Annotated in this window: 16 protein-coding genes; 10 read left to right on the top strand and 6 right to left on the bottom strand. The window is 69.3% G+C overall.

Annotation, left to right across the window (positions count from 1 at the left end; all coding sequences use genetic code 11):
- Window positions 1-58: 58 nt before the first annotated feature.
- Complete coding sequence (locus tag DEU38_RS12490) at window positions 59-1,681, bottom strand: NAD(P)/FAD-dependent oxidoreductase (protein WP_114721578.1); 1,623 nt, start codon at window positions 1,679-1,681, stop codon at window positions 59-61.
- Between the two features lie 265 nt (window positions 1,682-1,946).
- Between DEU38_RS12490 and DEU38_RS12495 the strand changes: the two genes are divergently transcribed.
- From DEU38_RS12495 to pyrE, 7 genes are all read left to right on the top strand, one after another.
- Window positions 1,947-2,330 carry an RNA-binding S4 domain-containing protein gene (locus DEU38_RS12495; protein ID WP_114721581.1) on the top strand — a complete coding sequence of 128 codons (384 nt, stop codon included), beginning with the start codon at window positions 1,947-1,949 and terminating at the stop codon, window positions 2,328-2,330.
- A 102-nt stretch (window positions 2,331-2,432) separates the two neighbouring features.
- The gene (locus DEU38_RS12500; RefSeq protein WP_114721583.1) at window positions 2,433-3,998 is read left to right on the top strand and encodes a DHA2 family efflux MFS transporter permease subunit; all 1,566 of its coding nucleotides are present in this window, start codon (window positions 2,433-2,435) and stop codon (window positions 3,996-3,998) included.
- Window positions 3,982-4,575 (top strand): TetR family transcriptional regulator, encoded by a 594-nt coding sequence (locus DEU38_RS12505; protein ID WP_254622639.1) that lies wholly within the window; start codon window positions 3,982-3,984, stop codon window positions 4,573-4,575. Before DEU38_RS12500 ends, DEU38_RS12505 begins: the two co-directional genes overlap by 17 nt.
- 70 nt (window positions 4,576-4,645) lie before the next feature.
- A complete protein-coding gene (locus tag DEU38_RS12510; protein WP_114721586.1) occupies window positions 4,646-5,533 on the top strand; it encodes a DUF5666 domain-containing protein in 888 nt (295 codons plus the stop codon).
- Window positions 5,534-5,595: 62 nt separating this feature from the next.
- Window positions 5,596-6,264 (top strand): hypothetical protein, encoded by a 669-nt coding sequence (locus tag DEU38_RS12515; RefSeq protein WP_114721588.1) that lies wholly within the window; start codon window positions 5,596-5,598, stop codon window positions 6,262-6,264.
- Window positions 6,265-6,343: 79 nt separating this feature from the next.
- Window positions 6,344-6,907 carry a LemA family protein gene (locus DEU38_RS12520; RefSeq protein ID WP_258557852.1) on the top strand — a complete coding sequence of 188 codons (564 nt, stop codon included), beginning with the start codon at window positions 6,344-6,346 and terminating at the stop codon, window positions 6,905-6,907.
- 84 nt (window positions 6,908-6,991) lie between these two features.
- The gene (gene pyrE, locus DEU38_RS12525) at window positions 6,992-7,525 is read left to right on the top strand and encodes an orotate phosphoribosyltransferase (protein WP_114721592.1); all 534 of its coding nucleotides are present in this window, start codon (window positions 6,992-6,994) and stop codon (window positions 7,523-7,525) included.
- A gap of 191 nt (window positions 7,526-7,716) precedes the next feature.
- Here the strand turns inward: pyrE and DEU38_RS12530 are convergent, their stop codons facing one another.
- Together DEU38_RS12530 and DEU38_RS12535 are read right to left on the bottom strand one after the other, a co-directional pair.
- Window positions 7,717-8,913: a hypothetical protein gene (locus DEU38_RS12530; RefSeq protein ID WP_114721594.1), complete on the bottom strand. Its 1,197-nt coding sequence runs from the start codon at window positions 8,911-8,913 to the stop codon at window positions 7,717-7,719.
- Between the two features lie 327 nt (window positions 8,914-9,240).
- A complete protein-coding gene (locus DEU38_RS12535) occupies window positions 9,241-9,750 on the bottom strand; it encodes a hypothetical protein (protein WP_114721596.1) in 510 nt (169 codons plus the stop codon).
- 153 nt (window positions 9,751-9,903) lie between these two features.
- Here DEU38_RS12535 and galT point away from each other — a divergent pair, with 153 nt between their 5' ends.
- The gene (gene galT / locus DEU38_RS12540) at window positions 9,904-11,019 is read left to right on the top strand and encodes a galactose-1-phosphate uridylyltransferase (RefSeq protein WP_114721598.1); all 1,116 of its coding nucleotides are present in this window, start codon (window positions 9,904-9,906) and stop codon (window positions 11,017-11,019) included.
- Window positions 11,016-12,191, top strand: coding sequence for a galactokinase (gene galK / locus DEU38_RS12545; RefSeq protein WP_114721600.1), 1,176 nt, complete (start codon window positions 11,016-11,018; stop codon window positions 12,189-12,191). Before galT ends, galK begins: the two co-directional genes overlap by 4 nt.
- A gap of 193 nt (window positions 12,192-12,384) precedes the next feature.
- Here the strand turns inward: galK and DEU38_RS12550 are convergent, their stop codons facing one another.
- Both DEU38_RS12550 and DEU38_RS12555 read right to left on the bottom strand, forming a co-directional pair.
- Window positions 12,385-13,632, bottom strand: a complete 1,248-nt coding sequence (locus DEU38_RS12550; protein WP_114721602.1) for an MFS transporter — start codon at window positions 13,630-13,632, stop codon at window positions 12,385-12,387.
- Window positions 13,633-13,651: 19 nt separating this feature from the next.
- Complete coding sequence (locus DEU38_RS12555) at window positions 13,652-14,098, bottom strand: MarR family winged helix-turn-helix transcriptional regulator (RefSeq protein ID WP_114721604.1); 447 nt, start codon at window positions 14,096-14,098, stop codon at window positions 13,652-13,654.
- A gap of 151 nt (window positions 14,099-14,249) precedes the next feature.
- On the opposite strand from DEU38_RS12555, the gene DEU38_RS12560 reads away from it, so the two are divergent.
- Window positions 14,250-14,987, top strand: coding sequence for a lysoplasmalogenase family protein (locus DEU38_RS12560; RefSeq protein ID WP_114721606.1), 738 nt, complete (start codon window positions 14,250-14,252; stop codon window positions 14,985-14,987).
- Here the strand turns inward: DEU38_RS12560 and DEU38_RS12565 are convergent.
- Window positions 14,984-15,430, bottom strand: a complete 447-nt coding sequence (locus tag DEU38_RS12565; protein WP_114721764.1) for a hypothetical protein — start codon at window positions 15,428-15,430, stop codon at window positions 14,984-14,986. The two genes, DEU38_RS12560 and DEU38_RS12565, sit on opposite strands and share 4 nt — an antisense overlap.
- Window positions 15,431-15,465: the final 35 nt, after the last annotated feature.

Consider the following 15,465-nt stretch of genomic DNA (forward strand, 5'->3'; position numbering starts at 1 on the left):
ATGCACTTCGGCCCGACACCTTCTATGAGGTGCCGGGCCGCGCATGGAGCGGTGCGACTCAGGCTTCGAGGATCGCGAAGCCCTTGTAGCCGGATTCGGCGACCTCGGTGATGATCTCGCGGTAGGCGGAGAAACCGCCGAGGAACGGCATGAACACCCGCGGACGGCCGGGGATGTTGGCGCCGAGGTACCAGGAGTTCGCGGTGTTGAGCAGGGACGCCTCGGCGCGGGTGCGGCATTCCTCGACCCAGTCGGCGACGGACTCGGGGGTGCCCTCGATGCCGGCGGCGCCGCGGTCGTCGAGGTAGGCGATGGCGTCGGCCACCCAATCGACGTGGAGTTCGGAGTGCAGCACCATGTTCGCGAGCACCGACGGGCTGCCGGGGCCGGTGAGGTTGAAGAAGTTCGGGAAGCCGTCGATGCCGAGACCGAGGTAGGTCTCGGGGCCCGCGGCCCACTTCTCCTTCAGGCTGCGGCCGCCGCGTCCGACGATCTCGAGCTTCTCGAGCGAGCCGGTCATCGCGTCGAATCCGGTGGCGAGGACGATCGCGTCGAGGTCGTAGTGCGCGTCGGTGGTGTCGATGCCGTGCTCGTCCATGCCGACGATCGGCGCGGCCCTGAGGTTCACCAGTTCGACGTTGTCGCGGTTGTAGGTCTCGTAGTAGCCGCTGTCGGTGACGATGCGCTTGGCGCCGATCGCATGATCGGTGGGAATCAGCAGTTCCGCGATCGCCGGATCGTCGATGACGGCGCGGACCTTCTCCTCCCAGAACTGCCGAGCGGTGTCGTTCGCGGCGAGGTCGGTGAGCTGGTCGGGGAACGTCTTGGAATACAGGACGCCGCCGAGTTGCCAGCGCTCCTCGTAGGCGGCGCGGCGCTCCTCCTCGGACAGCTCGAGGGCGGAGTGGGGGATCGCGCGGTGCGGGGATCCGCCGCCGGACTCCCGCGACAACCGGCGACGCTCGGCGTAGGTCGCCTTCTGCCCGGCGCGGGTGGCGTCGTCGAGCGGCGCGTTGCCCGCGGGCACGGAGTAGTTCGCGGACCGCTGGAATACGAACAGGCGCTCGGCCTGCTCGGCGATGTGCGGGATGGACTGGATCCCGGACGATCCGGTGCCGATCACACCGACACGCTTGCCGGTGAAGTCGACGCCCTCGTGCGGCCAGTACGCGGTGTGGAAGACGTCGCCGGTGAACGTGTCCAGACCGGCGAAGTCGGGGGTGTTGGCGTTCGACAGCGGGCCGGCGGCGGCGACGAAGAAACGGGCCGACACGACGTCGCCGCGGTCGGTGCTCACCGTCCACCGCAGCGTGTCCTCGTCGAGAACCGCTGAGGTGACCCGGGTTTCGAACTGGATGTCACGACGGATGTCGAAACGATCCGCGACGTGGTTGATGTACCGGAGGATCTCGGGCTGGGTGGCGTACTTCTCGCTCCAGTCCCACTCCTGCTCGAGTTCGGGGGAGAAGGAGTACGAGTAGTCGACGGATTCGACGTCGCAGCGGGCGCCCGGGTAGCGATTCCAGAACCACACCCCGCCCACGCCGCTGGCGGCCTCGAACGCGCGCACCGTCAAGCCCTGCTTGCGGAGCCGGTAGACGGCGTACACGCCGGCGATGCCCGCGCCCACGACCACGGCGTCGTACGAGGCGGTGATGGGTGCCGAATCCTGTCCGTTCACTGAAGAGTCCTTCCATGAGCGCGAGGTGCCCGACCCTGAAGATGGACCAGACCCCGCGGTCCCTGCGATGAATCCACGCTATGGCGGGGTGGCATGCCTGGGCAGCGGACCATCCCGCCCAGCGGGTCGTTTCGGCGGAACAGGGACCTTCGGCGCTCGACGAAAACGGCGTCTTGCAGGGCGGATGTGTCCCGAGCCGGGGCGGGGAAGGTTCCCACCACGAGGGACGCAAGGGGGCCCTCCGCGACCTCGGTAACCTGGCGTCGTGCCTACCCCTACTCCTGACGCGACGAGCGCCCGCGTGGACAGTTGGACCTGGGCGGTGCGGCTGTTCAAGACCCGGTCCCAGGCGGCCACCGCGTGCCGGTCCGGTCATGTCCGGGTGAACGGCACACCGGCGAAGGCGTCCGTGCAGGTCAAGCCCGGCGACGAGGTGCGCGTGCGGGTCTCCGGTGTCGAGCGGATCGTCGTCGTGGTGCGGCCCATCGCGAAGCGGGTCGGCCCGCCGGTCGCCGCCGAGTGCATGCAGGACAACAGCCCGCCGCCGCCCTCGCCCGAGGTGATGGCGTCGCAGCCCCGCCGCGATCGTGGTGCGGGCCGGCCCACCAAGCGTGAGCGGCGCGACCTGGAGAAACTCCGCGGGTTGTAGGCCGGATCCGCGATCCGATCGAGACCCCCGGGACCGTTGACACCCCCGAGAAAGTGGCAGAGACTTTCAAAAGGGATGAGGTGCCAATTCGGAGGTTCTCTCATGATTTCGACCTCGGGTTCTGTTTCTGCCACGTCCCGCCGCCGCTGGTGGGCTCTGACGGCGCTGTCGGTCGCGGTCTTCGCGATCGGCATCGACCTGATGGTGCTCACGGTCGCGCTGCCCACGCTCGCCCGGGACCTCGACGCGACCACGTCGTCGCTGCAGTGGTTCTCGACGTCCTACACCCTGGTGCTCGCCGCGGCCCTGCTGCCCGCCGGCAGTTTCGGGGACCGGATCGGACGACGGAAGTTGCTGCTGATCGCGATGGCGCTGTTCGGTCTCGCGTCGCTCGCGTGCGCCTACTCACAGACCGGTGCACAGCTGATCGGCGCCCGTGCGGTGCTCGGACTCGCCGCTGCCGCGATCATGCCGATGTCGATGGCGGTGCTGCCGATCCTGTTCCCCGACAAGGCGGAGCAGCAGCGGGCGCTGACGATCTGGGTCACCGCCACCGCGCTCGGGTTGCCGCTCGGTCCGATCCTCGGTGGGTGGCTGCTCGGGCACTTCTGGTGGGGTTCGGTGTTTCTCGTGAACGTCCCGCTGGTGTGCGTCGGCCTCGTCGCGGTCGCGCTCCTGGTGCCCGAGTCGCGCAGCAGTGCGCCCGGACGTTTCGACGTCGCCGGCGCGCTGCTCTCCTCCACCGGGCTGCTGGCCCTGACCTACGGCTTCATCACCGCCGGCAGCGACGGCTGGGGTACCGACCAGGTCCTGGTGTCCCTCGGTGCGGGTGTCGTGCTGTTGGCGGCGTTCCTGTTGTGGCAGAGCCGGTCCGGGAACCCGATCATCGACCTCGCGCTGCTCGCCGATCGGGACTACGCGTTCGGCGCGGGGCTGACGACGCTCGTGAACTTCGTGATGTTCGGCCTGCTGTTCTCGCTGCCGCTGTATCTGGGCTCGGTGTTGGGGGCCGACGCGCTCGGTATCGGGGTGCGGTTGCTGCCGATGATCGCCGGACTGGTCCTGGGCACTCGACTCGCCGACCTGCTGGCCCGAATTCTGGGCCCGGGCACGCTCATCGCCCTCGGATTCGCGGCGCTGGTCGGAGCGTGCCTGCTCGGCACCACCATGACCGTCGACTCCGGCTACGGGCCGGCCGCGACGTGGCTGACGATCGCCGGTGTGGGGCTGGGGCTGGTGATGCCCACCGCGATGGCTGCCGCGATCGGCGCGCTGTCGCCCGAACGATCCGGGGCGGGATCGGCTCTGGTGCAAGCGCTTCGGCAGGCCGGCGGAACCATCGGCGTCGCCGTGCTGGGCACCGTCCTCGCCGCCGGCTATCACTCGCACCTGCCGTCCACGGCGCTGCCGGAGCCCGCGCAGTCCGCGGTCTCGGATTCGGTGAGCAGTGGTGTGGCCGTGGCCCGGTCGCTGAATCTGCCCACGCTCGAGGAGCAGGTGCAGGCGGCGTTCGTGCACGGCATGGTCTCGGCGCTGTGGGTCAGTGCCGCGCTCGCGGTCGTCGGCGGGGTGATCGCGATCATCGGCCTGCCCGTGCGCCGACAGGTCGAGACCGAGGCCGACTCGTCCGTCGATGAGGAACACTGGGCGCATGAGCACGTCGACTGAGCAGTTGGGACTGCGCGAACGGAAGAAGCTCCGGACGCGGGCCCAGATTCGCGAGCACGCGATGCGGCTGTTCACCGAACAGGGTTACGCCGCGACCACCGTCGAGCAGATCGCGGCCGCCGCGGAAGTCTCACCGAGCACGTTCTTCCGCTACTTCCCGAGCAAGGAGCAGTTGATCCTCATCGACGACCTCGATGCGCCGATCCTCGAGGCCGTCGCCGCGCAGCCGCCGGAGGTGCCCCCGCTGACTGCGTGTCGGCAGGCCTTCGAGCAGGTCCTGTCGGCGCTCTCGGCGGAGGAGCGAGAGGCGGAACGCACCCGGCAGCGGTTGCTGTTCGGTGTGCCCGAACTGCGCGCGGCGATGATTGGTGAGCTCACCCGATCGATCGGCGTCCTCGCGGACGCGATCGGTTCTCGCGTCGGCCGACCCGCCGACGAGTTCGAGGTTCGGGTTCTCGCCGGTGTCATCGCGGGCGCCGTGCTGGGCGCCGTCGGCGGTGATGCCGCAGATCCGCCGGATCTGGCCGTATTCGTGCGGGCGATCGAATTCCTCGAGCAGGGTATGCCCCTCTCGTGAGGTTTCAGACGCATCTCAGAATCCGGCTCTACCCTGAACTGTCGGCCGAAGAGAGTAGGTGTCTCGCACCATGACGAACCCCGAGGATCCGCGCGATCCCCGCACCCCGCAGGAACGCGCGTACGACCCAGCCGAACAGGCGCGGCCGTCGGACGAGACCGTCCAGTGGGCACGTACCGGCGACGACAGCACACAGCAGATTCCGCCGGTTGCCCCGGACCAGCCCACCGAGCAGTACTACACGGCCGATCCCTACCAGGCGTACGGTTCGCCGCCGCCGAATGCGACCCAGGCGTATCCCACGTACGACCCGCGCCTCGATCCGCAGGCTCCGCCGTCGAATCCGACGCAGGCGTACCCGACGTACTACGCGCAGGGCGGGTACCCGCCGCCCGGCTATCCGCCGCCCGGCCAGCCGCCGACCGGTGAGGTGCCGTCCATCGAGAACACGCCCGAGCACAAGCCCGGCCGCAGGGTGGGCCTGTGGGCGGCCGTCGGCGCCGGCGCCGTGCTGCTGGCGCTCGGCCTGGGCATCGGGTTCCTGCTGAACAGCGGCGGCCCCGACAACTCGACCACCGCCTCAGCCCCGTCGATCCGCACGTCGGCACCCACGGTGCCCGGGCAGCCACGCAGCACCCCGCCACCCACGTCGGCGCCCGACACGACGTCCCCGCTCGAGAGCATTCCCGGCGGTGTCGGCGAACTGATCGGCAAGGCGGGCACGGCGATGGGCACCATCACCGCCAACGACGGCGGCACGCTCACCGTCGACTCGATCGGCGGAACCAAGGTCACCGTGTTCACCACTGCCGACACCACGCTGATCTCCCTCACCGCGAACACCATCGCCGATCTGAAGCCCGGCGAATCGGTGCTGGTGCAGGGTGACAAGGTCGAGGGCGGCGCCGTCACCGCGAAGTTGATCATCGGCACGACACTTCCCAACTTCGGTAACTGACGCGCGGCACCGGATGCCCGGATCAGGCCCGGGAGTGGCTAGGCTGACCCTCGATGACGGCTATGTGGTTCGGATTGGCAGTGATAGCGCTCGCGGGTGCTGTCGCGCTGCTCTATGTCGATCGTTCGCGACGCGACCAGACAGGTCGAGTCCGGCAGATCTGGGCGAAGGCGCAGGGATACACGTACAACTCCTCCGACGAGCATCTGCCGTCGGAGTGGCATCGTGCGGCCCTGTCCAAGCAGGAGTATCTCGGTGCGGTGGACGTCGTGCGGGGTATCCGCCGGGGTGAGCAGTTCGTGCTCTTCGACCTCGAGGACACCGCCACGATCGTCGCGGTGCACCGCGAGGTGGGCTCGGACGTCGACATCGACCTGCGTCTGAAGTCGACCCCGCCGCCGCGCGACACCGACCTGAACCTGCTCGGGGCGATCGGGCCGCGCGTGGTGTTCGCGACCGATCTCGAGATCGCGCGCCGGGTGTGCGACCAGCGCATGGTGGCGTTCACCGAGACGGTGCCGCCGCAGCTGCAGATGCTGTGGAGCGAGGGCCAGTGGACTCTGGGCTCGTTGCCGGTGGGCAGCTCCGGGCGGGACTGGGACGCGGCGATCGAGGCCGTGGCCCGGCTGTCGGGAATGCTCCGGGTGCTACCGCCCGCCACCGAACCGCCGGCCATGGAGCCCGCCGCGCACGATCCGGGTCGCCCGGTGGCGCAGGAGCCCGTCGAATAGCGGCCTCCGCCCCGTCCCAGTAGATTCCGCATCTGTGGTTGTTGTGTCGGGTGTTGTTCTTGTTCTTGTTGTGGCTGTAGTGAGTGCTGCGGTCTGGGTGACGGTCTCCGTCCGGCAGCTCCGCCGGACCGACGCCAGCGTGCGTGCGGCCCTCGGGTTGGTCCACGTCGAGCTCGATCGCCGGTACCAATACATCCCCGGCCTGGTCCTGGCCGCCGCGGAGACGGTGGGCCGTGAGCTCGTGAACACCGTGTCGGGGGCCCGCAGCCTGGCCATGCGGATCCGCGAGGAGGACCTCGACCCGCGCCGGCAGGCTGGCGCCGAGAATGCGTTGTCCGAGGCGCTGCAGTCCCTGCTCGCCACCGCCAACCGTTACCCGGCGCTGCGCAACGACTGGGCGTTCACGCGGCCGAGCCACGAGATCGAACAGACCGAGGCGCGGCTGGCCGGCGCGATCCAGGTCTACAACGACATGGCCGGACGCCTCGACCGCTCGCTCACGACGTTCCCGACAGGGCTGATCGCGCGCCGAATCGGGATCGTGGGGGCGCAGCCGTTCGAGGCGACGATCCTCGAGGTGCCCACGTCGGGAACGAAGGATGCGGACGCCGGGGACGACGGCGTCACCGACGTCGCGGCCTGAGGGCCGCAGGCACTGTGACCGGGCCCCCTCGCTAGGCTCGACCCGACTAAATATGTCTGACTTCGAAGGTGATGGGAGCGGCCGATGACGGATCGCGACGAGCTCGCTGCGTTGGTGCGCGAGCTGGCGGTGGTGCACGGAAAGGTGACCTTGTCCTCGGGCAAGGAAGCCGACTACTACGTGGACCTGCGCCGCGCGACGCTGCACCACCGCGCCGGCCCGCTGATCGGCAAGCTGCTGCGCGAACTGGTCGCCGACTGGGATTTCGTGTCCGTCGGCGGTCTGACGATGGGCGCCGACCCGGTCGCGATGGCCGTCATGCATGCGGAGGGACGCCCGATCGACGCGTTCGTGGTCCGCAAGGCCGCCAAGGCGCACGGCATGCAGCGCCAGATCGAGGGCCCCGACGTCGTCGGCAAGCGCGTCCTGGTCGTCGAGGACACCACCACCACCGGCAACTCGCCGCTCACCGCCGTCAAGGCGCTGCGTGACGCGGGCGCCATCGTGGTGGGTGTCGCCACCGTCGTCGACCGGGCCACCGGCGCCGACGCGATCATCGCCGCCGAGGGACTCGAGTACCGCTCGCTACTGGGTCTCGACGACCTGGGTCTGAGCTAGTTCTGAGCTAGTACTGCAACGGCACTCGTAGCGGGCCCCCGGGCTCGGTAGTGCGGTACCCGGCAATGCACTGGCTGTTCACGTCAGGCCCCCACGGGCCGTGCCGGTGGCGGCCGACCGCCGGTGCGGGATCACGCACAGGTTTGCGCGATCCCACACCGGCGACGGTCTAGTTCAGTCGTTCTTCTCGGTCAGCTCGCTACAGCATTGCGACGACGGATCATGACGAATCCGCCCGCCCCGAGTGCCAGCACTGCGCCGGCGGCGCCGGCGACGGCCGGGTTGATCATGGGTACGGCTGCGGTCTCGGCGGCCGGGTTCTCGAGGCACAGTGGACCGCCCGCACACGAAGCGGGGACTCCGGCAGGAATGTCCGCACGCTCCGACATCACCGTGACGAGGTTGTGGTCACCCTGACTTGCGTACGGCTTGACCGCGACCGCGTAGGTCACTGTCACCGACTGGCCCGGAGCCAAGGTCCCCGCGATACCGTGCACTCCGGAGCCTGAATCAGTCACGGACAGAGCCGCATTCTCGCTCGTCGGACCGGACACCAGGTCCGCGTCGTCGAGCAGACCGGAAAGCGTCAGGGCGCGATCCACCGCAATGGGTTGCTCACCGGTGTTGGTGAACGTCGAGGTGTAGTTCACGACCTGGCCGTCGGTGACCGGACCTGATGCGTCCGAGGTGTGGGTCACCTCGAGTGCGCCGGCAGAGGGAGTCTCGAGCTTCATGGAGACGTTGTCGATGTAGGAATCGAACGTCGTCCCGGTCCTCAGGCCATCGAGAAAAATATTGACGCTGCGACTGCCGGAGGGTACCGGAACCGTGATGGACTGGAGAGTGAACCCGGCGGTGTTGCCACGCTCCGCCGCGGCACCGAATGGTCCCAGGATATTGAGCATGCCCGCTTGTCCGAACCTGAAGCGCAATCTCATGCTGTCGTCGGAATCTGCGGTACCACCGAAGTAGGCCGACAGCTTCACACTCACAATTCCGGCGTCGATCTGGGTCAGGGCTGCGGCCGGCAGATTGAACGTCTGTAGCGCGCTCGCTGTGGGTTGGGATCCTGCATAGGTCATGGCGTTGTTGCCTCCGTCGAATGTTCCGACCTGGGCTCCGGTGCTGTCCACCACCGTCGGCGACACGCCGATGTCGGCATAAGGCGCGCCGGCAATGTTCACGTTCTTGAACCAACCCCCGCCGCCCTCGCCGTCGCCGTTGACCACCAGTTCCCCGGGAAACGTGTCCAGGGGTACTGCGCTCGACGGGGCTGCTGTCAGCATTCCTGCCGCACCTGCTGTCACGGCAACGAGCGTCGCACCGACCATGCGCCGGACCAACGAATTCACCTTCACGAAGTTCGCTCCATTCTCATGCGGCGTCATGTGCGCATGGAACGCGCTGCACTGCCACTGAATTCGACCTTCGCAGAATAGGGATCTCGCTGGCGGTGGGCGGCACGCGCAGGGTCAAGAGTGCGCGATCCCGCACCCGCCGTTCGCGTTACCGCACTACGGTGCGCCGTCCACTGGAGTCCACTCACGACGAGGACCACGGGCGCGCCGCCCCGGCATCGACCAACCCACCCGATCGATCACCGAACCGGACACAGACCTCCGAAAACGACACGGTCGCCGCAACCTCTCGGATCGAGAGTGTTGCGACGACCGCGTGAACCCGAGCGTGCGAAGGAACCCTTCAGCCGTTCAGCGTCAGGGGACGAGGAAGAAGGCGCTGACCGTCCCGTAGCCCGCCTGCGGGCGGAGTTCGTTGTACCACGGGCTGACCGGGCTCACCCCCATCGTCAGCGACGCGACCCCGGAACCGGGATTGATCTCCGTCCGGACGGTCTGGCCCGAGACCGCGAGAAGTTCGACGTCCTTGACCTGTCCGGCGAGGCGTCCGAAGTTCCATCCGACGCTGACCTTCACCTTGCAGACCGGATTCTGGGCCCAGCCCGGGCCGATGCCGTTCATGCCGCGCGGCGTGAAGGCGATGGTTGCGAGTCCCCGGCGTGCGGGATCGGTCTCGACGACGGTGTCGATGAGGCCGTTGCAGAAGTCGTTCTGCCCGAGCACCGGCAGAGTGGGCCCGTTGAACGTCGCGTGCACGAGCGGCGCGGGCGCCGGTGCGGCGCTCGCGGTTCCGGCGACGCCCGTGATTGCGGCCGCCGCGACAGCCGCGGCGCCGAATGCGCGCACGGCAAAGCTACGAAGCTTCATGTGAATCCCCCGTTGTTTCGATGTGTTTCGTTCCCCCGGCTGCCGGGTCGTCCGAGACGCCGCGACAGCCTCGAGCATGCTCACACAGAACGCGTTCCGACGCCAAACCGGGTGGTGGGTGGGGAATCGGGGGAGGTCGCATATCGTGATCCGATGCCGATCCGGAAGACGCGGACGACCCTGTCCGACGGGCGCGAGCTGATCTACTTCGACGACACCGAGCCGTATGTCGGCGGGGACGCGACCCGTGAACTGCACGACGGGCGCGGCCTGACGCCGGTCACCGCGCTGTCGACGATGCGCTACGACGTGCTCTCGGGGGAGTGGGTGACGCTCGCGGCGCACCGGATGGACCGCACGTTCCTGCCGGCGGCCGACGAGTGTCCGCTGTGCCCCACCCGGCCCGGACATCCGGCGACCGAGATTCCCGCCGACGACTACGACGTCGCGGTGTTCGAGAACCGCTTCCCGTCCCTCGCACCCGGTGCGGTGCTCGACTCCGATCACGTTGACGGAGTGACGCTCTGGCCGCAGCGGCCCGCGGACGGTCGATGCGAGGTGGTCTGCTTCACCAGTGACCACGACCGTGCGTTCGCCCAGTTGCCGCTCTCCCGTGTGCGCACGGTGCTCGACGCCCTCCGAGACCGGACACGCGAACTGTCGGCGCTGCCGGGTATCGCGCAGGTCTACTGCTTCGAGAATCGCGGCGAGGAGATCGGGGTGACGCTGGCGCACCCACACGGGCAGATCTACGCCTATCCGACGCTGCCGCCGCGCACCGCCGCGCTGCTGCGACAGGCCGAGCAGCACCGCACCCGCACGGGACGTTCGCTCCTGCGCGACGTCCTCGACGCCGAACGCCGCGCCGGCACCCGGGTGGTCGTGGAGGGGGAGCACTGGACGGCGTACGTGCCGGCAGCCGCGCGCTGGCCGGTGGAGTTGCACGTGGCGCCGCACCGGGACGTCGTGGACCTCACCGAACTCGACGACGCCGAACTCGACGAACTCTCGCACCTGTACCTCGACCTGCTGGGCCGCCTCGACCGGTTCTTCGACGGTGTCGACCGTCTGCCGTACATCGCCGGCTGGCACCAGGCGCCGGTCGGCGAGGGGCGCGAACTGGGAAGGCTGTACCTGCAGGTCTTCTCGCTGATGCGCTCACCGCACCGGATGAAGTTCCTCGCCGGCTCCGAGTCGGGGATGGGCGCGTGGATCAGCGACACCACACCCGAACGCATCGCGGCACGATTCCGTGAGGTTGCTCCGTGACCGCCTCATGGTTCCGTGCGGAGACCGACGGCGCGCTGTCCGCGGCGGCGGGCGAGTTCTTCCGGGTCGAGTTCGGGGCAGACCCGGCCGGTGCCTGGGCGGCCCCCGGCCGGGTGAACCTGATCGGCGAGCACGTCGACTACGCGGGCGGTCTGTGCCTGCCGATCGCGCTGCCGCACAGCACGGTTGTGGCGGTTTCGCCGCGAACGGACGGGCTGATCCGGGTGCGCTCCACCGACGGCGCCGGGTGGGAGGGGCGCCTCGACGACGTCGGACCCGGCCGCCCGCACGGCTGGGCGTCGTATCCGGCCGGCGTGGTGTGGTCGCTGCACGAGAGTGGGCTGCTGCCGGACGGATTCGGCGGCGTCGACGCGGCATTCGTGTCGACGGTGCCGATCGGGGCGGGACTGTCGAGTTCGGCGGCGCTGGAGTGTTCGCTGGCGCTCGCGCTGGCACCCGACGCGGACCGCGCGGACCTGGCCGCAGTGTGCGTCCGCGCCGAGAACGACATCGCGTTGGCTCCGACGGGTGGCATGGACCAGGCGGCGTCGCTGCGGGCATCGGAAGGTCATGCGCTGCTGCTCGATTCGGATTCGGGTGCGATCTCGCACGTGCCGTTCGCGCCCGAGGGGCTGTCGCTGCTGGTCGTCGACACCCGCGCCCCGCACCGCCTCGTCGACGGGCAGTACGCGAAACGTCGGGCCGCGGTGGAGCGCGCGGCGCGCCGGCTCGGAGTGCCGCTGCGTGATCTCGCCGACCGCGGCCGCGGCGGGATGGACGCGGTGCGGGGGTTGAAGGACGACGTGCTGCGCCGCCGGGCGTGGCACGTGATCAGTGAGATCGCGCGCGTCCGGCTCGCCGTGGAGGCGTTGGAGTCCGGCGACTTCGCCGAGTTCGGGCGCCTGCTCTACGCGTCGCACATGTCGCTCGCCCGGGACTTCGAGGTGTCGTGCCCCGAACTCGACAACGCCGTCGAGAGCGCCAGGATCGCCGGGGCGCTGGGTGCGCGGATGACCGGCGGCGGGTTCGGTGGATCGGCGATCGCGCTGATGCCGACCGGCCGCGTGGACGAGGCGACCGATACGATCCTGCGCCGTGCGCGGGAGCGGGGCCTGACCGAGCCGGCGTTCGCGACCGTCGCCGCGTCGTCCCCGGCGCGCCGGCTGCACTGACCTCTCGCGTTTCGCGCACTTATCGGTGTTGCGAGGGCCTCCGCGGGACCGATAAGTGCGCAAAACGCGGGGTGGGTTCCCGTGGATCGGGACGAGCGGGTCCGTCGGGCGGCACCGCCGCGTCATGCTCGGGGCACGACGCTGCGAGCGTGTGAAGGGACCCTTCTGCTGATAGGCGGGAACGGCCAGAAGCTCAGTCCGCGTCGCCGACCGTGACGGCCGTGGCCTCCTCGATGCTGTGCGGCTCCGGATCGTGATCGTCGACGTGCGCCAACACCTTTCGTCCGGTCGACAGGACGACGATCGCGGCGACGGTAAGCAGTGCGCCGAGCCAGAACGGAGCGTGGACGTTGTGCTCGCCGAGCTTGCCGGCGACGTACGGGGCGGCGGCGCCGCCGACGAAGCGGACGAAGCTGTACGCGGCCGACGCGGTCGAACGTTCGACGGGCGCGGAGATCATGACGGTCTCGGTGATGAGGGTGTTGTTGACGCCCAGGAAGAGTCCGGCGAGGACGACGCACACGACGAGGGCCGGCTTCGAATCGGTGAACAGGCCCATCGCGGCGAGGTCGACCGCGAAGAGGGCGAGCGACGCCATCATCATCGGCAGCGTGCCGAACCGGCGCTGCAGGCGCGGTGCGAGGAACACCGACGAGATCGCCAGCATCACGCCCCAGCCGAAGAAGATGAAGCCGATCGAGTACGCGCCCATGTCCAGCGGGAACGGGGTGTACGCGAGCAGCGTGAAGAACCCGTAGTTGTAGAGCAGCGCGGTGATCGCGACCGTCAGGAGACCGCGGTGGCGAAGGGCCAGGAACGGTGCGGCCAGCGACGTCCGGTGCTGCGGCTTGGGCGCTTTCGGCAGCATCACCGAGATGAGGATGAACGCGATGGCCATCAGCGTCGCGACGCCGAAGAACGGTGCGCGCCAGCTGATGTTGCCCAGCACGCCGCCCACGAGCGGGCCGACGGCGATGCCGATGCCGAGCGCGGCCTCGTACAGGATGATCGCCTGCGCCACACCGCCACTCGCGGCCCCGACGATCGCGGCCAGCGCGGTCGCGATGAACAGCGCGTTGCCCAGGCCCCAGCCGGCGCGGAAGCCGACGATCTGGTTGATGGTGTCCGAGGCGCCGGCCGCAGCCGCGAACACCACGATGATCGCCAGGCCCCACAGCAGCGTCTTCTTGGCGCCGATGCGGCTGGAGATCACGCCGGTGAACAGCATCGCGACGCCCGTGACCAGCATGTAGCTGGTGAACAGCAGCGACACCTGCGACGGGGTCGCGTCGAGCTGTTCGGCGATGGGCTTGAGGATGGGGTCGACCAGGCCGATGCCCATGAAGGCGATGACGCTGGCGAAGGCGACGGCCCACACCGCCTTCGGTTGCTGCAGAATGCCGGGCTTCTCGGTTCCGGCGGCGACGGTCGCGGTGCTCACATGCCCCTCCTCGGGTGTGTCAGTTGTCGGTGGCGGCGGTCCGGATGATCGCCCTGAGTTCGCCGAGACCCTCGGCCAGTCGCTGCAACTGCACCGGCTCGAGGTGCGCGAAGTGCGGGGCCAGGTCGGCGGCGACGGCCCGGCGGGCCTCGGTGAGCCAGCGTCGGCCGTCGTCGGTGATGCCGACCAACACGGCGCGGCAGTCGTCGGGGTCGGGCTCCCGCGAGACCAGTCCCTCCTCGCCGAGCCGTTTGAGCAGTGCCGTGGCGGACGGTTGGGAGCAGCGGTCCAGGCGCGCGAACGTGCTGACCCGCACCGCGCCCTGTTCCTCGAGCAGCGACAGTGCCCGCATCCACGGACGCGGGTGGTCGTCGGTCGCGAGGGCCGACGCGAGGCGGGTGAAGCGGTGCGCATTGCTGACGAGATCGACGAGTAGGTCGCGAAGCTGGGGATCTGGCGAACTCACGCCAAAAGATTACATAAGCTAACTATCTATGTAAACCCTCTCGATTCGGGGTGCTCGCGCGAATCCCCGGCGACCCGCGCCGCGACATGTCCGCAGAAGCCGGCGGTGCGGCGGTACGGTCGAGCCCGAATCCGGACACGAGGGAGTGGGTATGGCGTTCGCGAGCATCAAGAAGTGGGGAATCGAGCATGCGGTGTTCGTGGGCGCCACCGCAGCCACGGTGTACGGCGCGGTGACCGGGAGCGAACGCGTCCAGCAGGTCGCCAAGCCGCTCATGGCCCCGGCCCTCGCGACCCGGGTGCTGCGCCGGCGTGACGACCTGGACACCGCCGACACCGTCCTGCTCGTCGCCGGACTGGCCGCGGCCACCGTCGGCGACGTGTTCATGATCGACCCCGACGTCGACGCCCGCCTGCGCCGCGGTGCGACGTCGTTCGGCGTCATGCAGACCAGCTACTCGTCGCTGCTGCTCCGCCGCGGCGCCAGGCCTCGCCGCGCGACCGCCCTGCCGCGGCTCGGGGCGTGGGCGGGGGCATCGGGACTGCTGCACGCCAAGGCGCCGACAGTGGCGAAGACGCTCACCGGCTACGGATTCCTGCTCGGCACCACCGCGACGCTCGCCGCCGATCCGGCTCTCGCGCCGGGCGCCTCCGACGTCGTGGGGCTGCCGGTGCCGAACCGTCGCGATCGACGCAGCTGGCTCGGCCTCGGTGGGCTGCTGTTCACCGGCTCCGACGGCCTGATCGTGGTGCGGAAGCTGTTCCTGCGCGGCGAGAAGCCGCGTGCCGTCGCGGAAGGCGCCATCCTCGCGTCGTATGCCGCGGCCCAGCTGTTGCTCGTCGAGGGGATGATCGAGCTCGGGCGTCGCGCCACGGCGCGGAACCGCTAGGGGCAGATCAGGATGCGGTCTCGGTTGCGCGGATCGACGCGGATCGAGATGGTCTCGCCCGCGACGAACCGGTCCCGGTTCTCCGGGAGCACCTCGTAGAGGACCTTGCCGGTGTACGACTCCGATCCGGGCACCGTCAGCGCCAGATCCAGCTCGGTGAGTTCGCCGTTGTCGACGGTGCGCCGGATGGGCTGGGCATGCTTGATCTTCGCCCAGCCCTCGAGGCCGTGCCGGGCGAGTCTGCGCTCGGAACGCGTGGGGCGGTCGGCCCACATCATGCCCAGCCCCAGCGCCGAGCCGTAGGCCGCGAGGAGCCCGCCGACCTGGTACGGGATGGTCCCGGGAGCGGTGTGATCGATCAGCCATCCCAGCCAGATCGACAGGACGATGACGTAGCTGACGCTGATGAAGCAGACGGTGCGAACAATGCGTGGGTGGTTCATGGCCTTCTTCGTCCGGGGGCCGACGCCGGAAGTCG

The organism is Rhodococcus sp. AG1013, from assembly GCF_003350365.1.
Taxonomy (GTDB): domain Bacteria; phylum Actinomycetota; class Actinomycetes; order Mycobacteriales; family Mycobacteriaceae; genus Prescottella.

Bases quoted from the DNA above. Each gene is read 5' to 3' on its own strand.
- DEU38_RS12500 (WP_114721583.1), top strand. From the start codon at position 2,433: ATGATTTCGACCTCGGGTTCTGTTTCTGCCACGTCCCGCCGCCGCTGG.
- DEU38_RS12505 (WP_254622639.1), top strand. From the start codon at position 3,982: ATGAGCACGTCGACTGAGCAGTTGGGACTGCGCGAACGGAAGAAGCTC.
- DEU38_RS12510 (WP_114721586.1), top strand. From the start codon at position 4,646: ATGACGAACCCCGAGGATCCGCGCGATCCCCGCACCCCGCAGGAACGC.
- DEU38_RS12515 (WP_114721588.1), top strand. From the start codon at position 5,596: ATGTGGTTCGGATTGGCAGTGATAGCGCTCGCGGGTGCTGTCGCGCTG.
- pyrE (WP_114721592.1), top strand. From the start codon at position 6,992: ATGACGGATCGCGACGAGCTCGCTGCGTTGGTGCGCGAGCTGGCGGTG.
- DEU38_RS12530 (WP_114721594.1), bottom strand. From the start codon at position 8,913: ATGACGCCGCATGAGAATGGAGCGAACTTCGTGAAGGTGAATTCGTTG.
- DEU38_RS12535 (WP_114721596.1), bottom strand. From the start codon at position 9,750: ATGAAGCTTCGTAGCTTTGCCGTGCGCGCATTCGGCGCCGCGGCTGTC.
- galT (WP_114721598.1), top strand. From the start codon at position 9,904: ATGCCGATCCGGAAGACGCGGACGACCCTGTCCGACGGGCGCGAGCTG.
- DEU38_RS12560 (WP_114721606.1), top strand. From the start codon at position 14,250: ATGGCGTTCGCGAGCATCAAGAAGTGGGGAATCGAGCATGCGGTGTTC.
- DEU38_RS12565 (WP_114721764.1), bottom strand. From the start codon at position 15,430: ATGAACCACCCACGCATTGTTCGCACCGTCTGCTTCATCAGCGTCAGC.